Source organism: Streptomyces sp. ALB3, from assembly GCF_044385685.1.
In the GTDB taxonomy this organism is placed as follows: Bacteria; Actinomycetota; Actinomycetes; order Streptomycetales; family Streptomycetaceae; genus Streptomyces.
In genome coordinates this window covers 115,381-133,103 of the sequence record NZ_JBISCE010000009.1, presented here as the reverse complement: position 1 = coordinate 133,103, position 17,723 = coordinate 115,381, and the positions used below count along the sequence as shown (strand labels likewise).

16 protein-coding genes and 1 riboswitch are annotated in these 17,723 nt (G+C 70.8%); of the genes, 4 read left to right on the top strand and 12 right to left on the bottom strand.

The genetic code is table 11. The annotated features are described in order from the left end of the window. Positions 1–151 precede the first annotated feature (151 nt). A complete protein-coding gene (locus ACHFIV_RS11100; protein ID WP_398966311.1) occupies positions 152–1,936 on the bottom strand; it encodes an HAD-IA family hydrolase in 1,785 nt (594 codons plus the stop codon). Then, the gene (locus ACHFIV_RS11095) at positions 1,933–3,096 is read right to left on the bottom strand and encodes a DegT/DnrJ/EryC1/StrS family aminotransferase (protein WP_398966308.1); all 1,164 of its coding nucleotides are present in this window, start codon (positions 3,094–3,096) and stop codon (positions 1,933–1,935) included. The genes ACHFIV_RS11100 and ACHFIV_RS11095 overlap by 4 nt, the downstream gene beginning before the upstream one ends. Positions 3,097–3,799: 703 nt before the next feature. Here ACHFIV_RS11095 and ACHFIV_RS11090 point away from each other — a divergent pair. Together ACHFIV_RS11090 and ACHFIV_RS11085 are read left to right on the top strand one after the other, a co-directional pair. Beyond that, complete coding sequence (locus ACHFIV_RS11090) at positions 3,800–4,183, top strand: hypothetical protein (RefSeq protein WP_398966305.1); 384 nt, start codon at positions 3,800–3,802, stop codon at positions 4,181–4,183. After that, positions 4,180–5,454: a PP2C family protein-serine/threonine phosphatase gene (locus tag ACHFIV_RS11085; protein WP_398966302.1), complete on the top strand. Its 1,275-nt coding sequence runs from the start codon at positions 4,180–4,182 to the stop codon at positions 5,452–5,454. The genes ACHFIV_RS11090 and ACHFIV_RS11085 overlap by 4 nt, the downstream gene beginning before the upstream one ends. Before the next feature lie 69 nt (positions 5,455–5,523). On the opposite strand, the gene ACHFIV_RS11080 is transcribed toward ACHFIV_RS11085, so the two are convergent. Together ACHFIV_RS11080 and ACHFIV_RS11075 are read right to left on the bottom strand one after the other, a co-directional pair. Beyond that, entirely contained in the window at positions 5,524–6,720 is a 1,197-nt protein-coding gene (locus tag ACHFIV_RS11080) for an MBL fold metallo-hydrolase (protein WP_398966299.1), read from the bottom strand. Positions 6,721–6,841: 121 nt separating this feature from the next. Continuing rightward, complete coding sequence (locus ACHFIV_RS11075) at positions 6,842–7,147, bottom strand: pyridoxamine 5'-phosphate oxidase family protein (RefSeq protein ID WP_398966297.1); 306 nt, start codon at positions 7,145–7,147, stop codon at positions 6,842–6,844. 154 nt (positions 7,148–7,301) lie between these two features. Between ACHFIV_RS11075 and ACHFIV_RS11070 the strand changes: the two genes are divergently transcribed. Then, positions 7,302–7,913 carry a TetR/AcrR family transcriptional regulator gene (locus ACHFIV_RS11070; RefSeq protein ID WP_398966295.1) on the top strand — a complete coding sequence of 204 codons (612 nt, stop codon included), beginning with the start codon at positions 7,302–7,304 and terminating at the stop codon, positions 7,911–7,913. A gap of 158 nt (positions 7,914–8,071) precedes the next feature. Here ACHFIV_RS11070 and ACHFIV_RS11065 read toward each other — a convergent pair whose 3' ends face one another. Both ACHFIV_RS11065 and ACHFIV_RS11060 read right to left on the bottom strand, forming a co-directional pair. Then, positions 8,072–8,899, bottom strand: coding sequence for an SGNH/GDSL hydrolase family protein (locus tag ACHFIV_RS11065; RefSeq protein ID WP_398966292.1), 828 nt, complete (start codon positions 8,897–8,899; stop codon positions 8,072–8,074). A gap of 163 nt (positions 8,900–9,062) precedes the next feature. Further along, positions 9,063–9,995: a M23 family metallopeptidase gene (locus tag ACHFIV_RS11060; protein WP_398966289.1), complete on the bottom strand. Its 933-nt coding sequence runs from the start codon at positions 9,993–9,995 to the stop codon at positions 9,063–9,065. Between the two features lie 4 nt (positions 9,996–9,999). Beyond that, a riboswitch (cyclic di-AMP (ydaO/yuaA leader) is annotated at positions 10,000–10,157 on the bottom strand. 408 nt (positions 10,158–10,565) lie between these two features. Between ACHFIV_RS11060 and ACHFIV_RS11055 the strand changes: the two genes are divergently transcribed. After that, positions 10,566–11,390, top strand: a complete 825-nt coding sequence (locus tag ACHFIV_RS11055; RefSeq protein WP_398966286.1) for a tyrosine-protein phosphatase — start codon at positions 10,566–10,568, stop codon at positions 11,388–11,390. Between the two features lie 9 nt (positions 11,391–11,399). On the opposite strand, the gene ACHFIV_RS11050 is transcribed toward ACHFIV_RS11055, so the two are convergent. From ACHFIV_RS11050 to shc, 6 genes are all read right to left on the bottom strand, one after another. Continuing rightward, on the bottom strand, positions 11,400–11,588 hold the full coding sequence (locus tag ACHFIV_RS11050; protein WP_398966283.1) for a DUF6126 family protein: 189 nt from the start codon (positions 11,586–11,588) through the stop codon (positions 11,400–11,402). A 99-nt stretch (positions 11,589–11,687) separates the two neighbouring features. Continuing rightward, complete coding sequence (locus ACHFIV_RS11045) at positions 11,688–12,305, bottom strand: helix-turn-helix domain-containing protein (RefSeq protein ID WP_398966281.1); 618 nt, start codon at positions 12,303–12,305, stop codon at positions 11,688–11,690. A 62-nt stretch (positions 12,306–12,367) separates the two neighbouring features. After that, positions 12,368–13,762 (bottom strand): aspartate aminotransferase family protein, encoded by a 1,395-nt coding sequence (locus tag ACHFIV_RS11040; RefSeq protein WP_398966278.1) that lies wholly within the window; start codon positions 13,760–13,762, stop codon positions 12,368–12,370. Between the two features lie 171 nt (positions 13,763–13,933). Then, on the bottom strand, positions 13,934–14,953 hold the full coding sequence (gene hpnH / locus ACHFIV_RS11035) for an adenosyl-hopene transferase HpnH (RefSeq protein WP_398966275.1): 1,020 nt from the start codon (positions 14,951–14,953) through the stop codon (positions 13,934–13,936). A gap of 6 nt (positions 14,954–14,959) precedes the next feature. After that, complete coding sequence (locus tag ACHFIV_RS11030; protein ID WP_398966272.1) at positions 14,960–15,619, bottom strand: phosphorylase family protein; 660 nt, start codon at positions 15,617–15,619, stop codon at positions 14,960–14,962. Between the two features lie 4 nt (positions 15,620–15,623). Next, positions 15,624–17,636 carry a squalene--hopene cyclase gene (shc, locus tag ACHFIV_RS11025; protein WP_398966270.1) on the bottom strand — a complete coding sequence of 671 codons (2,013 nt, stop codon included), beginning with the start codon at positions 17,634–17,636 and terminating at the stop codon, positions 15,624–15,626. Positions 17,637–17,723 lie beyond the last annotated feature (87 nt).

Sequence of the window (17,723 nt, the reverse complement as noted above, 5' to 3'; positions counted from 1 at the left end):
CCCCTAGGGCATCCCTAACTCCGTGGGATGCGGGGCCGTTCCGGGCCGGCGGGTGGGGGTGCCGCCCGTCGGGATGCGCGACCGGGAAGCAGGGCGCCGCCATGGCCGGGCCGGCCGGCCACCGCACGCCGGCGGCCGGCTGAGGGGCCGGTCAGCCGGCGACTGCGGCCGGCCACAGCGCGAGCAGGTCGCCCGGCTTCTGCAGCACCGCGTCCGGCGCCGCGGCGAGCAACGCCGGCTCGTCGGTCTCCCCCCACAGTGCCGCCAGGGCCGCGACTCCCGCACCGTGGGCACTCGCTATGTCGGTCACCGCGTCTCCCACCATCACCGCGTCGTCGGGCTCGGCGCCGAGCAGCTCCAGAGCCCGCAGGACGATGTCAGGAGCCGGTTTCGGACGGGCTATCTCGTCCGACCCGATCACGTGGTCGAAGAGGTCGAGCACCCCCAGCTGCGACAGCAGCGACCGCGCCCGCGGCCCGCTCTTCCCCGTCGCCACCGCGAGCCTGATGCCCCGCTCACGCAGTGTGTGCAGCATCTCCGGCACCCCGTCGAACATGGGCACCAGATGAGCCATCCGGTAGCTCTCCCTCACGAACGGCTCCTCCATCGCGAGGGGCAGATCCATGATCCGCATGATGTCGGGGAAGTACCGGCCCAGATGCCGGTTGTACTCCGCGAACGGCGCCGGTCCTTCGCCGACGACCTCCGCGTACGCGATCGAGAACGCCTCGCGCATCACCTCGGTGCTGTCCACCAGCACCCCGTCGAGGTCGAACACGACCACGCTCCTGGGGTGCTCCAGCGGGCCGACAGCGGGCGTGTCGCCGGTGAGCCCCGTCATGCGCCTGTCCATCTGGTACTCCCTGATCGGTTCGTCGTCCGAGTTGTTCTGGCGGGCGCAGGCGTAGAGGCGCTCGATGACCCCGATGTTCCGCCGGGCGTCCGCCACCGCCCGTCCTGCCATGGCCGGTTCGCCCAGCAGCCCGGGCAGTTCGTCGAGCTGCCGGTCGTACTCGGCACCGATGGGTTCGGCCGTCAACGGCACCCGGGTCGTCTCTCCGCCGCTGGTGAACGTCAGGGCGGATCCCCCCTCGCGGTTGGGGCTGAACCCGAACGTGCAGCGCAGCGACGCCACACCCGCACTGCCCTCGACCCTGATCAGCGTGACGTCGCGCGCCTCGTGCGACGCCCAGCTCGCGCGAAGCGCCACCGAGACACCGTCCTCCGTGACCAGGAAGGCCCGGACCGTGTCCTCGACGTCTCCGCCTCCCGCTCCGGCGCCCGCCGCCACTGGAGCGTCACGCCATCCGGCCCGCGCACCCGACGCGTTGACGAAGTCGTCGGACAGCGTGCCGGCCACCTGTGTCAGGGCGGCCGGGCCCAGAATCGGCGCGATGCTGTCCAGCAGGTGCCAGCCGAGGTCCACCAGCGCGCCGCCGCCCGCGAGCTGCGCCTGTGTGAACCAGCCACCCGAGTCGGGAACGCCACGGGCCCGCACCCAGGACACGTCGATGTGCCGGAGCTGTCCGACCTCCGCCGTCCGCTCGTACAGCGCCCGGACGTCGGCCCGGTACCTGGCCGCGCTGCCGGCGAGCAGTACGGCGCCTCCGCTCCGCTCCGCTTCCGCCAGCCGGCCGGCCTCCGCCGACGTCAGGCACACCGGCTTCTCCAGGAAGACGGGGACGCCCCTGAGCAGCAGCTCCTCGGCGATGACGGCGTGGAGGTGGTTCGGCACGGCGACGACCGCGAGGTCGACCGTCCCGGGCGCGATCTCCGCGACGTCTCCCAGCAGCGGTACTCCCGGATCCGCCGTACCTGCCGCCGGATCGACCACGGCGACGACCTCGAAGCCGGGATGCTCCTTCAGCCGTGGAAGCCAGATCTCGCGGCCGGCCCAGCCCATCCCGACCACCACGACACGGACGGGCCCGTTCACGCCTTGGCCATGCTCTCGGCGATGACAGCCGCGATGTCGTGCATCTGCTGTTCGGTGCCCAGCAGTGTCCGGTGGTGCAGCCACACGGAGTCTTGGGTGAGCGCCTCGGAGTTGGGGCAGCGGCGGGCGATGTCCTCCACGGACTCGTCCGGGGCGGAGGACTCCCAGAAGCCGTCGCTGCGGTAGATCGCGCGGAAGCCGACGAAGGCCGGGAGTCCGCGCTCGATCAGTGCGTCCACGAGGGCGTTGCGCCGCTCCTCGCCCAGTCCGGGGACCCGGAACATGGCCATGTAGTGCGGATTGCGGTCGTTGCGCCCGTCCCTTTTCTGGGGTACGACCCCGGGGATCTCGGCGAGCAGGCTCGCCAGCAGCGGCCAGCGCTCCTCACGCGTGTCGATCTGGCCGGCCAGCCGCCCCAGCTGCGCGCGGAGCACCGACGCGCTGAACTCGTTCATCCGGAAGTTGGAACCCGAGGTGTTGTGGAAGTACTTGCGGTCCGTCGGGGGCCGCCCGCAGCTGTGCCGCAGGAACGCCCTGTCGTACAGCTCACGCGTCGGGAAGGTCACCGCGCCGCCCTCGCCCGCGGTCATGAGCTTGCCGTTCTGGAAGCTGAAGGCTGCCACGGACCCGAGATCGCCGACCTTCCTCCCCTGCCACCGCGCACCGTGGGCGTGCGCCGCGTCCTGCAGGATCGCCACGCCCGCGTCGGCGGCCAGCTTGTCCAGCGCGTCCATGTCCGCCACCTGGCCCGCCATGTGGACCGGCATGACGACCTTGGTCCTGGGGCCTGTCGCAGCGGCGACGGCGGCCGGATCGATGCAGTACGTGTCCGGGTCGACATCCACCGGAACGGCCACCGCACCCAGCCGCTGCGCCGCCTGCGAGGAGGAGATGAAAGTGAATGCGGGGACGATGACTTCGGATCCGGGACCGACCCCGAGGACCTGCAGCGCCAGCTCCAGCGCATGCGTCCCGTTGGTCACCGCGAGGGCGTACGGGGCGCCGTGGTAATCGGCGAACTCCTGCTCGAAGGTGTCGACCTCACTGCCTCCGATGCGCCACCATTGCCCCTGGTCGAGAGCACGGTGCAGCGCCGTCCGCTCCTCGTCCCCGTACTGCGGCCAGGCGGGGAATTCGAATGACTGCGGAGAAAGTCCCATGAATTGCACACTCTTTCAGCGAAGGGGTCGATGCGGGGCGTGACGCTATCGCAGCAATTCACTCCGGCCTCCCCCTTCGCTTTCCCCTATCACCCCCCTATCCCCGTACGCCACGGCACAAGGTGAGCGCGTTATGCGGAGCTCGGGCGGAGACCTGCCGAGCCCGCGGTGTCCCACTCCCCGCCCCGCCCGGGCCCGGCTCCGGATTCGAGCAGGAGGCCGTGGAGGTGCGGGCCGCCGGGGCCCGCTCGCGCCTCCGGTCGGCGGGGACGGGGGGGAGTCGGGGGCGCGTGGTCGAGGTCGGCGCGTGCACCCGGTGGCCCGGGAGGTCGCCGGACAGCGGGAGCTCCGGACGACAGGCGGATCCGGCCGGGTCCGGGGTGGTCCGTGGGCGCCGCAGGTGCGTCTCGTCGACCGGCTCCAGCCGCACGGTCTGCCGGATTCCGGTGACCAGGGTGTAGTCGCGGTCGTGGTCGGCGTATCGGACCACCTGTCTACCGCAGGCCCGCGGTCCCGAGCGCGAGTCACGGGCCCGGACGGTGATGACCACCTCCCGTCCGGAGCCCGCGATGGCGCAGACCGGGCCTGCCCACCTGTCGACGGCACCGGACGCCTGCGACCGCGGTACGAGTCACGCGCCTGGCGGGCAGCTGCCGCGAGAGCGGGCGAAGTGGCTCGGGACGTGTCTGCGACGATATGCCGTATGGATGTGCGGAGCGGGAGTCACGGGCGGGTGACCGGGCGGACCGGTGGTCCGGTGGTCGCGCTCGCGCACGGGCGCGGGTGCGACCAGGACATGTGGCGTCCGGTGGCCCGGGAGCCGTATGTCTCGCTGGACGGGAAAGCCGGTGGTGTAAGGGAGTTGGGGCTGGGCCGCACCGATCCGGACGTCGCGCGGGCGTTCCCCCGGGTGACGTTCCTGTCCGACGACCGCGCTGACCTCCCCCACGTGCGGGTGCCGGCCCTGGTGTCCCGGTGTTCCAGCGATGCCGTCGCCCGGCCGGAGGCGGGCGCGTGCGGCCACGTGAAGACGGCCCCGGAGAGGACCGCCGCGGTGGTCGCCGCCTTCGCGGGAGCCACCTGGTGACGAGCAGGACGAACGGCGGGGAAGACGGTGCACCGGGGGAAGAGGACAGGCCACCACAGGAGCAGGCCGAGTTCTCCGCCCTACTGGAGGACAGCGCGGAGGATCTGTACGAGCACGCGCACTGCGGTTACCTCTCCACCCTCCTGGACGGGCAGATCGCGAAGATCAACACGACCTTGCTGGACTGGCTCGGTTACCGACGCGACGACGTGGTCGGCCGCAAGTACTTCTCCGACCTGCTGACCGTGGGCGGCCGCCTCTACTACGAGACCCACTTCGCTCCCACGCTGCGGATGCACGGTGAGATCAGCGGCGTCGCCCTGGAGCTCGAAGCCGCCGACGGCACCCGCCTACCGGTACTGGTCACCTCAACGGTGAGAACGGGCAGCGAGGGACAGCCCTTCCTGATCCGCACCACCCTTTTCGATGCCCGTGACCGCCGCGCCTACGAGACCGAGTTGCTGCGCGCCCGCCAGGAAGCCGACAAGGAACGCGACCGCCTCCGAGCCCTGAACACCACCCTGCAGAGGACTCTCCTGCCACCGGCCCTGGCGAACGTGCCCGGCCTGGACGTCTCCGCGCACTACCACATAGCCTCCGCCGACGAGGTCGGCGGCGACTTCTACGACCTCTTCCCTCTCGCGGCCGGCACCTGGGGTCTCTTCCTGGGGGACGTGTGCGGCAAGGGCGCCGCCGCCGCGGCCATCACCTCCCTGGCCCGCTACACCCTGCGCGCCGCCGCCGTCTACGACCCCGACCCGGCGGCCGTACTCGGCAACCTCAACACCGTGCTGAACCACGAGTACAACGGCACCGACCCACGCTTCTGCACCGTGATCTTCGGCGTGCTCACACCCGACGGCGACCAGGGCGGCTTCCGCATCACCCTGGCCAGCGGCGGACACCCCCCGGCCCTGCTGATGCGCGCGGACGGCACCGCCGACTTCCTCCCCACCCCCGGCGGACAGCTCATCGGCGTCCTGCCCGACGCCCGCATCACCACCACCACCCTGCGCCTGGACCCGGGCGACACCCTGCTCCTGCACACCGACGGACTCACCGAGGCCCACGTCCACGCCACCACCGGCCGCGGGGACCGCTACGGCGACGACGCGTTCCTCGACTTCGGCCGCAGCCTCGCGCCCACCACCGCAACAGCGACGATCGACGCGGTCCGCGACCTGCTCGACACCTTCGGCACCGGCGTGGACGCCGACACCGCCGTTCTCGCCATCAACGTGCCCCGAGCTCCCGGTGATGAGCAGCAGTGAGCCGGCGACTGACCGACGGCATGTCACCCAGGGACCGAACGAGCTCGCCGAAATTCCGGCTGCCCTCCGTCATCGCTCGCCCGCGAGGTCGACTTCTTCCTTGTGGACGGGTACGGCGTCCGTCACCCCGGCGCCACGCCACGGATGTGCGACAGGGGTGGAGACCGCCCGCCACCAGGGGTCCGAGGGAACACTGCCCGCCGGCTCGAACGGCTCCCCCGGCTGAGGGAGTGCCACCTTCTGCCCTGACTCCTCCCCGGCGTCCTTCATCCACTCCCCGGGTTCCGCCCACGGATGCGGGGCCAGGTTGAAGGTGCCCCAGTGGATCGGCAGCAGCGCGCCGTGCGGCTTCCCGCCCTGGAGGTCCAGATGGGCACGCATGCCCTCGGCCGGAGTCATGTGGATGTCGGGCCAGTACTCCGCATAGGCGCCGACCTGAATCATCGTCACGTCGAAGGGGCCGTGCTCCGCCCCGATCTCACGGAAACCGGAGAAGTAGCCGGTGTCCCCGCTGTGGAAGACACGGTGCTCCGGGCCCGCGACGGCCCACGACGCCCAGAGCGTGTGCTGCTGGTTGCGCAGACCGCGCCCGCAGAAGTGCCGCGCCGGGGTGGCCGTCAAGCCGATACCCGCGACGTGCGCCGTCTCGTTCCAGTCGAGCTCGTGGACCCGTTCCACGGGCACCCCCCACCGCTCCAGGTGGGCACCGACGCCGAGGGGCACCGCGAAGACCGTGTCCGTCCCGGCCAGAGTCCTGATCGTGGGCAGGTCGAGGTGGTCGTAGTGGTCGTGGGAGATCACGACGGCGTCGACGGGCCCGAGCGAGGCGAGCGGCAGTGGGACGGGGTGCAGCCGCTTGGGTCCGGCGAACGGGAAGGGCGAGCAGCGCTCGCCCCACACCGGGTCGAACAGCACCCTGCGGCCGTCGATCTCGACGAGGACGCTGGAGTGGCCCAGCCAGGTCACCCGCAGGCCCGTCGCCGGCGGCGTGGCCAGATCGGCCAGGGTCGTGGCATGGACGGGCACGGTACCGAGCGGGGACCTACGGACCCGTTCCTCCTTGCGGAAGTACACCTTGGCGAATTCGAGCATGGAGCCGGAGGGCCTGGTCCGCGCCCCTTCCGGGTTCTGGAACACTCCGTCGGCGAAGTTGGGCGAGCGGCGGATCCGCTCCATCCGGGCTCCGGCCGGGTCCGCTCCGAAGGCGTCGGGGCGCAGCGAGCGGAGTCGGGTACGAAGCGAGGACTGGTGGTCGGCGCCGGTCACAGCATCTCCTGAGGGAGTCGGTCTTCTCATTATGGTCGGGAGGTTCGGCGGGGCGGGAGTCCGACCGGGGAGGGTGCGTCCCGGGGCGCACTCCCGCGGCCGTCCCGCAGGAGGTGCCGCGTCAGGCGGCCGGCCGGCCGTGGACGTGGTCGATCCGCAGGGTCAGGACCACTCCGCGTCCTGAACCGTCACCCCGTCGGCGACGGTCCAGCGCGTGATGGCTCGCTCGCGGATCCCGGCGAAGGTCGCGGGTCTTCGCCCGGCCTTCGGTGACGGACGCACGGATCAGCCCGCCTTCGGGGTAGTAGGCGTGATGCACGTTGGACAGCCGGGGCCTGCCGTCCGGCTTGAGCGTGACGGGCACCCCGCCGTCGTACTCCCCGAGGATGCGGAGCAGCGCCGCGCGCCCTGGTTCGAAGTCCGTCATGCCGACTCCAACGTCCACACACTCCGCAGGATTCCGCGTCCGGGGTGCTCGCCGCGGCCCGGCTGCCGGTCATGGCGGAGCGGTTCGGGTGGTGCCGGTGGAGGCCGGGGACCGGGGCGGCGGCCACGTCCACGGCGTTGGCTAAGGTAACCGGGTGGCAAGAGTACGGCTGAGCGTGGCGGAGCGTCGTGAAGAGCTCCTGCGCGCTGCCGTCGAGCAGATCGAGGTGCGCGGCGTCTCCGCGGTCCGGATCGCCGATGTGGCCGCTGTTCTCGGGGTGAGCAACGCCCTGGTGCTGTACCACTTCTCGTCCAAGGAGAAGCTGGTCGCCGCCGCGTTCGCCTACGCCGCGGAAGCCGATCTCGCCCATCTTCGCAAGCTGCTGACCCGCCGTACCAGCGCGGTCCGCCGGCTCAGGGCGGCCGTCCGCTGGTACGCGCCGACCGGGCAGGCCAAGGGGTGGCGGCTGTGGATCGAGGGCTGGGCGTCCTCCCTGCGTGATCCGGTGCTGCGCGACGTGGCCGGAGACCTCGACCAGCAGTGGAAGGCGGAGCTGGCCGAGGTCATCGAGGAGGGCGCGGCGGCGGGTGAGTTCCACTGCGAGGATCCGATGTCCGTGGCCTGGCGGCTGACAGCCCTCCTGGACGGGCTGGCCGTCCAGATGACCTCGTACGCCGGTCCGCTCTCCCGGGCCACCATGCTGCAGTGGACGGAAGAGGCCCTCGCCCGCGAACTCGGCATCGACCACGAGGTCCTGACCGCCTGAGGCCGCCGGACGCGGCTTGCGTCCCCCAGGGGGCTCGCGGGCGGTGTGCTGGAGCGGGTGTCCGCCCGCCCGGCGCGTGAGCCCGCTCCGGGCGGACGCGGACCGCCCGGCACCCCACCCCCCTCGTCACCCGCTGACGCGCCTCGGCGGACGGCAGGTCAGAGCGGCAGCAGATCGGGCCGTTTGGCCGCGACGTGGTCCCCGGAGGACTCGCCCCGCAGTCGGCGGCCGATCCACGGGACCAGGTACTCACGCGCCCACTGGATGTCGTCGCGCCGGACCTCGAGTGCTCCACGCTGCGCCAGCGGAGGCCACACCTGATCGGGGTCGGCCGGTACGTCGAGCCCGAGCACCTGGGCGGCGCGCAGCGCGACCCGGGTGTGCCCCTCCGCGGAGAGGTGCAGCCGGTCGTTGTCCCAGGCCCGCCTGTCCTGCACGGACCGCAGGGACCACAGGTCCAGCACCGGGCAGTCGTAGCGGTCCGCGATGGACCGCACGTGTGCGGTGTACATGGCGATCTTGCCCCGCAGATGCTTGAGCACGGGGATCCCACGGGTGTCGAAGCCGGTGGTGACCATGACGGTGCCGACCGCCTGCGTGAGCTCGGCTACCGCGCGCTCGAAGCGTTCCGCCACGTCGTCCGGGTCCGAACCGGGACGCAGGATGTCGTTCCCGCCCGCGCAGAAGCTCACCAGGTCAGGTGCCAGCTCCTTGGCGCGGGGGACCTGTTCCTCGACTATCTGGTCGAGGAGGCGTCCGCGTACGGCGAGATTGGCGTACCGGAAATTTCCGTGCGTGTCGTCCGCGGGGCCCACCACCGCACCGGGGACGGGGAGCTGGTCCGCGAGGAGGACCGCTAGCCGGTCCGCCCAGCCGACGAGCGTCCCGCCGGGGCCCGGGTCCCCGACCCCTTCGGTGAAGCTGTCGCCGATCGCTGCGTACGACCCGATGGTGCCTCGTTGTCTGTTTCTCGAATCGTCTGCCACAAGGGCTTATCCTGCACCCTCGAATGTGACCTACGCGACCGTAATAAGGGGTTGACGGGTGGTGAGAAAGACCACCCGGTCAGTTTTTGGTAAAGCCGGAATAAGGAGAGGGGCGGTGCGCCGCAGCGCACCGCCCCTTTCACGCACCGTCAGGTGCTGTGCCTCAGATCGAGACGCCGTGCGAACGCAGGTAGGCGATCGGGTCGACGTCCGAGCCGTAGCTCGGGCCGGTCCGGACCTCGAAGTGGAGGTGCGGGCCCGTGGAGTTGCCGGTGGAGCCGGAGAGGCCGATCTGCTGGCCGCCGGTCACCGTCTGTCCGGCCGAGACCGCGAGGGAGGACAGGTGCGCGTACTGGGAGTACATGCCGTCGGTGTGCTGGATGACGACCTCGTTGCCGTACGAGCCGCTCCAGCCCGCGGAGACCACGGTGCCCGGGCCGATGGAGCGGACGCTGGTGCCGGAGGCCGCCTGGAAGTCGGAGCCCGTGTGGTAGCCGCTGGACCAGCTGGCGCCGGAGGCGCGGTACTGAGTGCTGACGCCGCCGTTCTCGACCGGGCTCACGTAGCCGGAGCCGCTGCTCTGTGAGGCACCGGATCCGGTGGTCGCCGCGGCCTTCTCCTCCGCCTTCTCGGCCGGGGCGGCGGCCTTCTCGGCCGGAGCCGCGGACTTCTCGGCCGGGGCGGCGGACTTCGCCTTCGAGGGAGCCGCCTCGGCGGGCTTCTCGGCCGGTCCCGACGCCTTGGCGGCGAGGGTCAGCTTCATGCCCGGGAAGATCAGGCTCGGGTTCTCGCCGACGACGTCACGGTTGTCCTGGTACAGCTTCTGCCAGCCGCCCTTGACCTTCTGGTCGGCCGCGATCTTGGCCAGGTAGTCGCCGGAGACCACGGAATAGGTCTTCGGGGTGGCCTTCGCCGCCGACGCGGGGGCGCTGTGCGCGGCGACGGACGTGGCGGCCGGTGCCGCCTGCTCCGCCGCGTGGGCGCCGGTGGCGCCGATCAGCGGAAGGGCGAGAACGGCGCCGCCGGTCCCTGCGGCAAGAACGCCACGGGAGATCGGGCCGGTCTTCGTACGACGGTGCTTGCCTTTTGCGGGCATGGGGCATTCCTCTCCGGCGCCTGCGAGGTGAGCTGTCGGGTTCGGACTGGAGCTGCCCGGCCGCGCGGTGCGCGACTTGACCCCGAGCCGTCCGGATCCCTCCGGCCGGCGGCCTACCTGGTTCCCCCGCTCCTGCCACACGTGAGTCGGTGCGGATTCCGGGCGGCGGCAGGATTAGGCGTTCCGTCCGGATTGACCGTGACCGTAAGCGAGCCGGGTCCCCACGAACAAGCCGCGGAATGCGTACCGGAATCCATGCTTCATTTCCGGTACGGAATTCCCGTCACACTCCGTGGATAAGGGATCTTGGATTTCCGCACGGCATCAGGAATACCCGTCGGCGCCTTCACCACGCACCGTCACGGATATGATCCCGCTCACCCACCTCACACCATCTGCCGCACAAGCAGGGCATGTTCGCCTAAATACACCAATACGGACATGTCATGGCTGCCACCCCTGACGCCTCGAAGGGCGACCGAGACACATGCCCACTGCAGCCGTGTCGTATCGTCGCGGGCGTGCCCCCGTCGGCGAGCGGCGCCGGCGCCCGACACCCCAGGAGCCCTTGTGACGCAGCTGCCAGAGGTCCCGCCGGTCGGCCCCGAGCCGACAGAGGTCAGCCTGACCGGTGTCCGCAACTTCCGTGACGTCGGGGGGCTTCCGACGGTGGACGGCCGCACCGTGCGCTACGGACGCCTCTACCGCAGCGGCCACCTCGCCCACGCCACCGAGGCCGACGCCGCGTTCCTCGCCGGGCTCGGCCTGCACACGATCTTCGATTTCCGCAACGCGGCGGACCACAAACTCGACGGACTCGACGTGGAACTCCCCGGTGTCCGGAATGTCAGCATCCCTCTGTCCGACCCGGCCGACGGCGCGGAGTTCTGGCGGCTGGTGCGCGACGGGAACATCCAGCAGCTGCGCTCGATCCTCGCCGACGGCAAGGGGTCGGAGCGCATGATCGCCTCGTACCGTTCGATCATCAGGGACCGCACCGCCGAACACAGCCGCGTGCTGCACGCACTTGCCGAGGACAGCGTCCCGGCGCTTATGCACTGCGCGGCCGGCAAGGACCGGGCGGGCCTGTCCGTCGCCGTCTCGCTGCTCGCGGTCGGGGTCGAGAAGGAGGCCATCGAGGCCGACTACCTCAAGTCGAACGACGCGCACCGCCGCTACAAGGTCCGTCGCAGCGACATGTCGTCGGCAGGAATGTCCGACGAGGTGATGGAACTGCTCAACCCGCTCTTCGGCGCCCGCGCCGAGTACCTGGACGCGGCGTTCGCCACCATCGCGGAGATCTGGGGCAGCACGGACCGCTACCTCCGCGACGGTCTGAAGATCAGCGACGAGACCCGTGCGAAGCTGCGCGAGCGCCTCGTCGACGGCGCGTGACGCCGGGGATCATCCCTTGCCGGCAACGGTGAAGAGCAGGAAGAGGAAGGCCGCGACGACGTGCCCGGCGACCAGGTAGGCGATGAGCCGGATCACGAGCCCCCGGGGCATCCGGCGTTCCTGCGTGTCCCCGGTCTTCGGCCTGCGCGGCGTGAGCGGGTCATAGTACTCGGGGTCGTAGTACTCCGGATCCGACATGGCTTTCCTCTCTTCCGGCCTCTCGGGCCGGGGTGACGAAGGGAGCGCGGTGACGAGGGTGCGCGGGTGGCGAGGAATGCGCGCGGTGAGCGTGCGGGATCAGAGCCGGTGCGTTCCGCCACCCAGGCACAGCTCGGCTGCCGGGCTCTGCAGCAGCGTGTGGACGAAGAGCAGGCGCGCCCCGTCGGCGTCGAGCGCGGCGATGCGGTGCGGGGTGAGCGAGTCGAAGTGCGCGCTGTCCCCCGGCTCGAGGTCGTGCACGGTCTCCCCGAGCACCACCCGCAGCCGGCCGTCGAGGACGTACAGCCATTCCTCGCCGGGATGCACGCGTACGAGATCGTCCTCAGCGCCGTACGGGACACGGACCCGCAGGGCCTGCATGGCGCGGCCCGGCCCACCGGCCTGCCGGTAGAGCCAGCCGCCCGCTTCCGTACCGCGCGGCGCCCCTTCGGGCGGACCGCCGCGGACGATCGCGTCACGATCGGTAGGCATCTCGCCCAGGAGCTCGGAGACGGTCGTACCGTAGACACGGGCCAGTCCGAGGAGCATCGGCAGCGATGGCTGCCTCCGGCCCGTCTCGAGCCGGGAGAGGTGGGCCGGGGACAGCCCCGCGCGTCCCGCCGCCGTCTCCAGGGTGAGGCCACGGCTGCGGCGCAGGTCGCGCAGGCGCGGCGCGATCCCCGGGAGCTCGTCCGCCACCGCTTCGGGAGGATTCATTCCTCCATTGGGCCAGGATCTTTCCTCTGAGGCAAATCTTTTGCCTCGGAGGCAAACACACCTCAGCGGTTGGCGACGGCCTGCTTCACGAGAGTCCTGCCGAAGTCCCACATCAGTCCGCCTCCGCTGTGCGCGTCGTCCATGACGGCGGTGAAGGCGGACACGAAGCGTTCGACTTCCGGTTCCCCGATCACGAGCGGCGGAATCAGCTTGATCACCTCCAGGTGGTCACCTGACACCTGGGTGAGGATCCGGTGCTTCTGCAGCAGCGGCACCACCACCATCTGCGCGAAGAGCCCCTTGCGCGCCGCCTGCAGCATCGTCCAACGGCTGCGGAGCTTGAGGGAGGACGGCCGGCCGAACTCGATCCCGATCATCAGTCCACGGCCGCGCACCTCGTGCAGCAGTTCGTAGCGGCCGACGAGCGAGGCCAGCCGTTCACGGAGCAGATCACCGGTGCGGCGGGCGTTCGCGACGGTCTCCTCCCGCTCCATCACCGAGAGGACGGCCAGTCCGGCCGCCATGGCCTGGGCGTTGGATCCGAAGCTCGCGGAGTGGACGAGGACCCGGTCCATGGACGAGTAGACGCGCTTGAAGATCCAGTCCCTGCCGAGTGTCGCACCGACCGGCACGTATCCGCCGGAGAGTGCCTTGGCGACACAGAGGAGGTCGGGTTCGACTCCCTCCTCGTGCTGATAGGCGTAGAAGTCGCCGGTCCTGCCGAGCCCGGTCTGCACCTCGTCGGCGATGAGCAGGGCCTTGTGCCGGCGCAGCAGCTCCTGCGCCTCCCGCAGGAAACCGGGCGGCGCGGCATGGACCCCCTTGCCCTGGACGGGCTCCACGACCAGTCCGGCGACATCGCCCCGCCTCAGTTCGCGTCGCAGCGCGTCGAGGTCGCCGAGCGCGACGGCCGTGTCGGGCAGCAGGGGCGCGAACCCGTCGCGGAAGCCCTTCTCGCCGTTGACGGAGAGCGAGCCCGTCGTCAGCCCGTGGAAGGCGTGGTCGCAGTACAGGATCCGGGGCTTACCAGTGGCGTAGCGGGCGAACTTGAGCGCGGTCTCGACCGCCTCCGTGCCGCTGTTGCCGAAGAAGACCCGGTCCAGGTGGGGGCTGTGCGCCAGCAGCTTCTCGGCCAGCAGGCCGGGCAGCGGCTGGCAGTCGAAGCGGGTGAGGTCGGCGAGTGACGCGTCCAGGACGTCATGGAGCGCCCGCCGTACGACGGGATGGTGCCTGCCGAGCCCCATCACGCCGAAGCCGGCGAGCATGTCGAGGTAGTCGTTGCCCTCCGCGTCCCAGAAGTACGCGCCCTCGGCACGCTCGTAGACCTTGTCGAAACCGAGGGTGTGCAGCATCCGTGGCAACTGGTGGTTCAGGTGCCGGGTGTGCAGCTCGTAGCGTTCGGCGCCTCGTTCCGCGAGGAGCCGCGCCAGATCGAATTCCGGCGGCTGGTCCTTCATGGCCGTTCCCCTTCGTCGGCGTGTCTCCGCTGCCGCCGTGCGGTGCGCGGCACCGCACGGCACGCCTCCCGTCCCGGCTGCTCCCACCGGCCCGGCCCCGGAGCGCACGGCCGCGCTCCGCGAAGGCCGGCCGGTCACCCCGGAACGGCCGGCCGGCCCGTCGTCACGACGTCACCGGCTCCCGCCGATGGTCTCCCGCGCCGCCCGCAGGGACTCCTTCAGCGATCCCATGGTGGCGAGCACCGCGGTGGGCTCGTAGCCGCAGTGCGCCATGCAGTTGGCGCACCGCGGGTCCTTGCCCCGGCCGTACTTGTCCCAGTCGGTGTCCTCGATGAGCTCCCTGTAGGTGGGGACGTACCCGTCGCTCATCAGATAGCAGGGCCGCTGCCAGCCGAAGAGCGAGTAGTTCGGGATGGCCCAGGCCGTGCACGGGAAGTCGGCCTTTCCCTCCAGGAAGTCGAGGAAGAGCGGCGAGTGATTGAGCCTCCAGCGGCGGCGGTTGCCGCCCGCGAAGGACTTCTTGAAGAGCTCGCGGGTCTGCTCGACCCCCAGGAAGTGCTCCTGGTCGGGCGCCTTCTCGTAGGCGTAGGCGGGCGAGATCATCATTTCGTCGACCTTCAGTTCGTCATTGAGGTAGTTGAGTACCTCGATGACGGTCTGAGGGGTGTCGGTGTTGAAGAAGGTGGAGTTGGTCGTGACCCGGAAACCACGCCGTTTGGCCTCCTTCATCGCCTCGACCGCCTCGTCGAAGACGCCCTCCTTGGCGACCGACTCGTCGTGCCGCTCGCGCAGCCCGTCGATGTGCACCGCGAAGGCGAAGTAGGGCGACGGGGTGAACTTGTCGAGCTTCTTGCGCATCAGCATGGCGTTGGTGCAGAGGAACACGTACTTCCTCTTCGCCACCAGCTGGCGCACGATCTCGTCGATCTGCGGGTGCATGAGCGGCTCTCCACCGGCGATGGAGACCATCGGGGCACCTGATTCCAGGACCGCCCCGACCGCCTGCGCGACCGGCATGCGCTGCTTGAGCACTCCGGCCGGGTGCTGGATCTTCCCGCAGCCCTCGCACGCGAGGTTGCAGGCGAACAAGGGCTCCAGCTCGACGATCAGCGGGAACTTCTCCCGCTTGCGGAGCTTCTGTTCGAAGAGATACGTCGCAACCTTGATGGACTGACGGAGCGGCATGGCCATCTGGGCTCACCTCCTGGGGAGCAGCAAAGATCGGTGCCATTCATGGAAAGCCGGAAGGACAGCACGAAGAACACGGAATGCCGATATTCCACCGCGGACCGTGCCGATACGGACCAGCTCATGCTCTGGAGCGTCCACGACCACCCGTACGGCCGCAACCGGGCGTGGACCCGTCCGCACCGCCGTGCGGAGGGTGGCGGCGGACTCCATGTCCACCGCGATGGCACCGGTGGCCCGGAGCCCGGCCCGTTCCGGCCCCCGGACGACATGGCCGGAGCCGGTGAGCGGTCCGGTGTGCACCGTGCGTCCGGGCAGCGCCCTGACGAGGGCGTCGACCAGCAGGCCCGTGGCCGTGCAGGGTGTGGTGCCGCCGGCGTCCCGGGTCTCCTCGGCCACCACGAGGTCGCCCGGGTGCATGCCGGGTTCGAGACCGGCGCAGAAGCCGGAGGCGATGACCGCGGTGCCGCCGGCCCCGTCCCGTCCCAGCGCGTGGCGGACGGCGCTCTCCGCGGCGCGTGGGCCCATCCCGGACCTGATGATGCTCACGGGGCCGGGCCCCGGGGCACCGCCCCTCCTGCCGGTACGCAGCGCCAGGCGCTCGATGCCCAGCGCGCAGGCGATCAGCAGTGGTGTGGCGGGACCGGGCGGCCCCGGCGCACCACCCATCGGCTCAGGCCCCCTTGCCCGTGCCGGCGCCGATACCCGTGGCGGTGGCGAAGGGGTCACCGAACACGTACCGTCCGAGTGCGGTGAGGGGGAAGACCTGCCGGTACAGGTGGTAGTTGATGGAGAAGTCCCAGGGGAAGCCCGTCCCGGTGAAGTGCGGCTCGTCCCAGGAACCGTCGGCCTGCTGGGTCTTCGCCAGCCAGGCGACCCCCCGTTCCACGGACCTGCTCTCCCGCTCTCCCGCGGCCAGGAGGGCCAGCAGCGCCCACGCCGTCTGGGATGCGGTCGAGCTGCCGTGTCCGATCCACTTCTCCTCACGGTAGGAACGCAGATCCTCGCCCCAGCCTCCGTCGTCGTTCTGCACGGACTTCAGCCAGTGGACGGCCCGCCGCACCGAGGGGTGCGCGGCCGGCAGACCGGCTGCGACGAGCGCCGGCACCACCGAGCCTGTCCCGTAGATGTAGTTGACGCCCCACCGGCCGAACCAGGCGCCGCTCGGCTCCTGTTCGGCGAGCAGCCACTCGATGCCCCGCCGGGTACGGGGGTGTGCCGCCCGTCCCTCGACGGCGAGCATCTCCACCACGTGACCGGTGACGTCGGCCGACGGCGGGTCGATGACCTCACCGAAGTCGCAGAACGGCAGCCGGTTGGGGAAGGGGCTGGTGTTGTCCGCGTCGAAGGCTCCCCAGGCGCCGTTGCGTGACTGCATGCCGAGGTTCCACCGCACTCCTCGCTCGATGGCCGCGTCCACCCTGGCGGGATCGGGGTGGCGCACACGGCGCAGCGCCAGGACGACTTCGGCGGTGTCGTCGATGTCGGGGTAGTTGTCGTTGTGGAACTCGAACGCCCATCCGCCCGGCGCCAGGCCGGGTTTGCGTACGGACCAGTCGCCGGGGCGCACGATCTCCTCGGCGAGCATCCAGTCGGCCGCGCGCACGAGCGCCGGATGGTCGGGGCTCACCCCCGCGTCGGCGAGGGCGATGGTCGCGAGGCAGGTGTCCCAGACCGGGGACTGACAGGCCTCGATCATGCGGGCGCCGTCCTCGCGCCACACGGCGAACCGGTCGAGCGACTCCAGTCCCGCTCGCATGACCGGATGGTCCAGGTCGTAGCCGAGCAGGTGCAGGGCGATGACCGAGTACACCGCGGGCGGCTGGATGCCGCCCCAGCAGCCGTCGTTCTCCTGACGTTCGATGATCCATCGGGCGGCGCTGTTCATGGCGACGCGCCGCAGTCGGCGTGGGGCGACCTTGTGGTAGAGGTGCAGCGCCTTGTCGAGCCGCTGGAAGACGCCGTCCCAGCTGGCGGCGGGAGCGGCGGGTCTGGCCGGGCCGGGACACGCCGGGTCGGTGTGCAGTTCGTCCAGGGTGAAGGGGGCCGGACGTACGGGCCGCATCGCGGACACGATGGTGAGCGGCACGATGGTCTGGCGGGCCCAGCAGCCGAAGTCGTAGATGTTCAGCGGCACCCACTTCGGGAAGAACATCAGCTCGGGCGGGAGCTCCGGCAGGTCGTCCCACTTCCACCAGCCGAAGAGCGCGAGCCAGATGCGGGTGAAGACCCGGGCCTCGGCGATGCCGCCCTGCTCCCTGACCCAGCCTGCCGCGCGTCTCATGTGCGGGTCGTCCGGCCGGTCCCCGGCCAGCCGCAGGGCCACGTACGCCTCGATGGTGGCGGAGAGGTCGGGTGGTCCCTCGTAGAAGGTGTTCCAAGTGCCGTCGCCGAGTTGCTCGCCCCGGATGAAGCGGGCGGCGGCCTTGACGGTGTCCGGGTCCTGGATCCCCAGGAACTGGCGGAGCAGCAGGTCCTCCGCGTCCATGGTGACGTTGGTGGCGAGGTCGCCCTTCCACCAGCCCTGCTCGTCCTGCCTGCCGAGGAGGTGCTCCACCGAGCATTCCGCGGCCCGCCGCGCGACGGCCAGGATGTCGTCCGCGGCGATGGTTGATTCGGTCGGAACGCCGGCCGAGGCTGCGCGGAGGTTCGCGGCCCCGGTGCTTCCGTCTGTCGTCGCTGTCATGGCTTCCCCTTCGTGCAGTCTGGTCCTCTGCTGTGCTGGGGTCTCCGTCGGCGGGCGCCCCGTGGGGCGCCCGCCGGCGACTGCGAG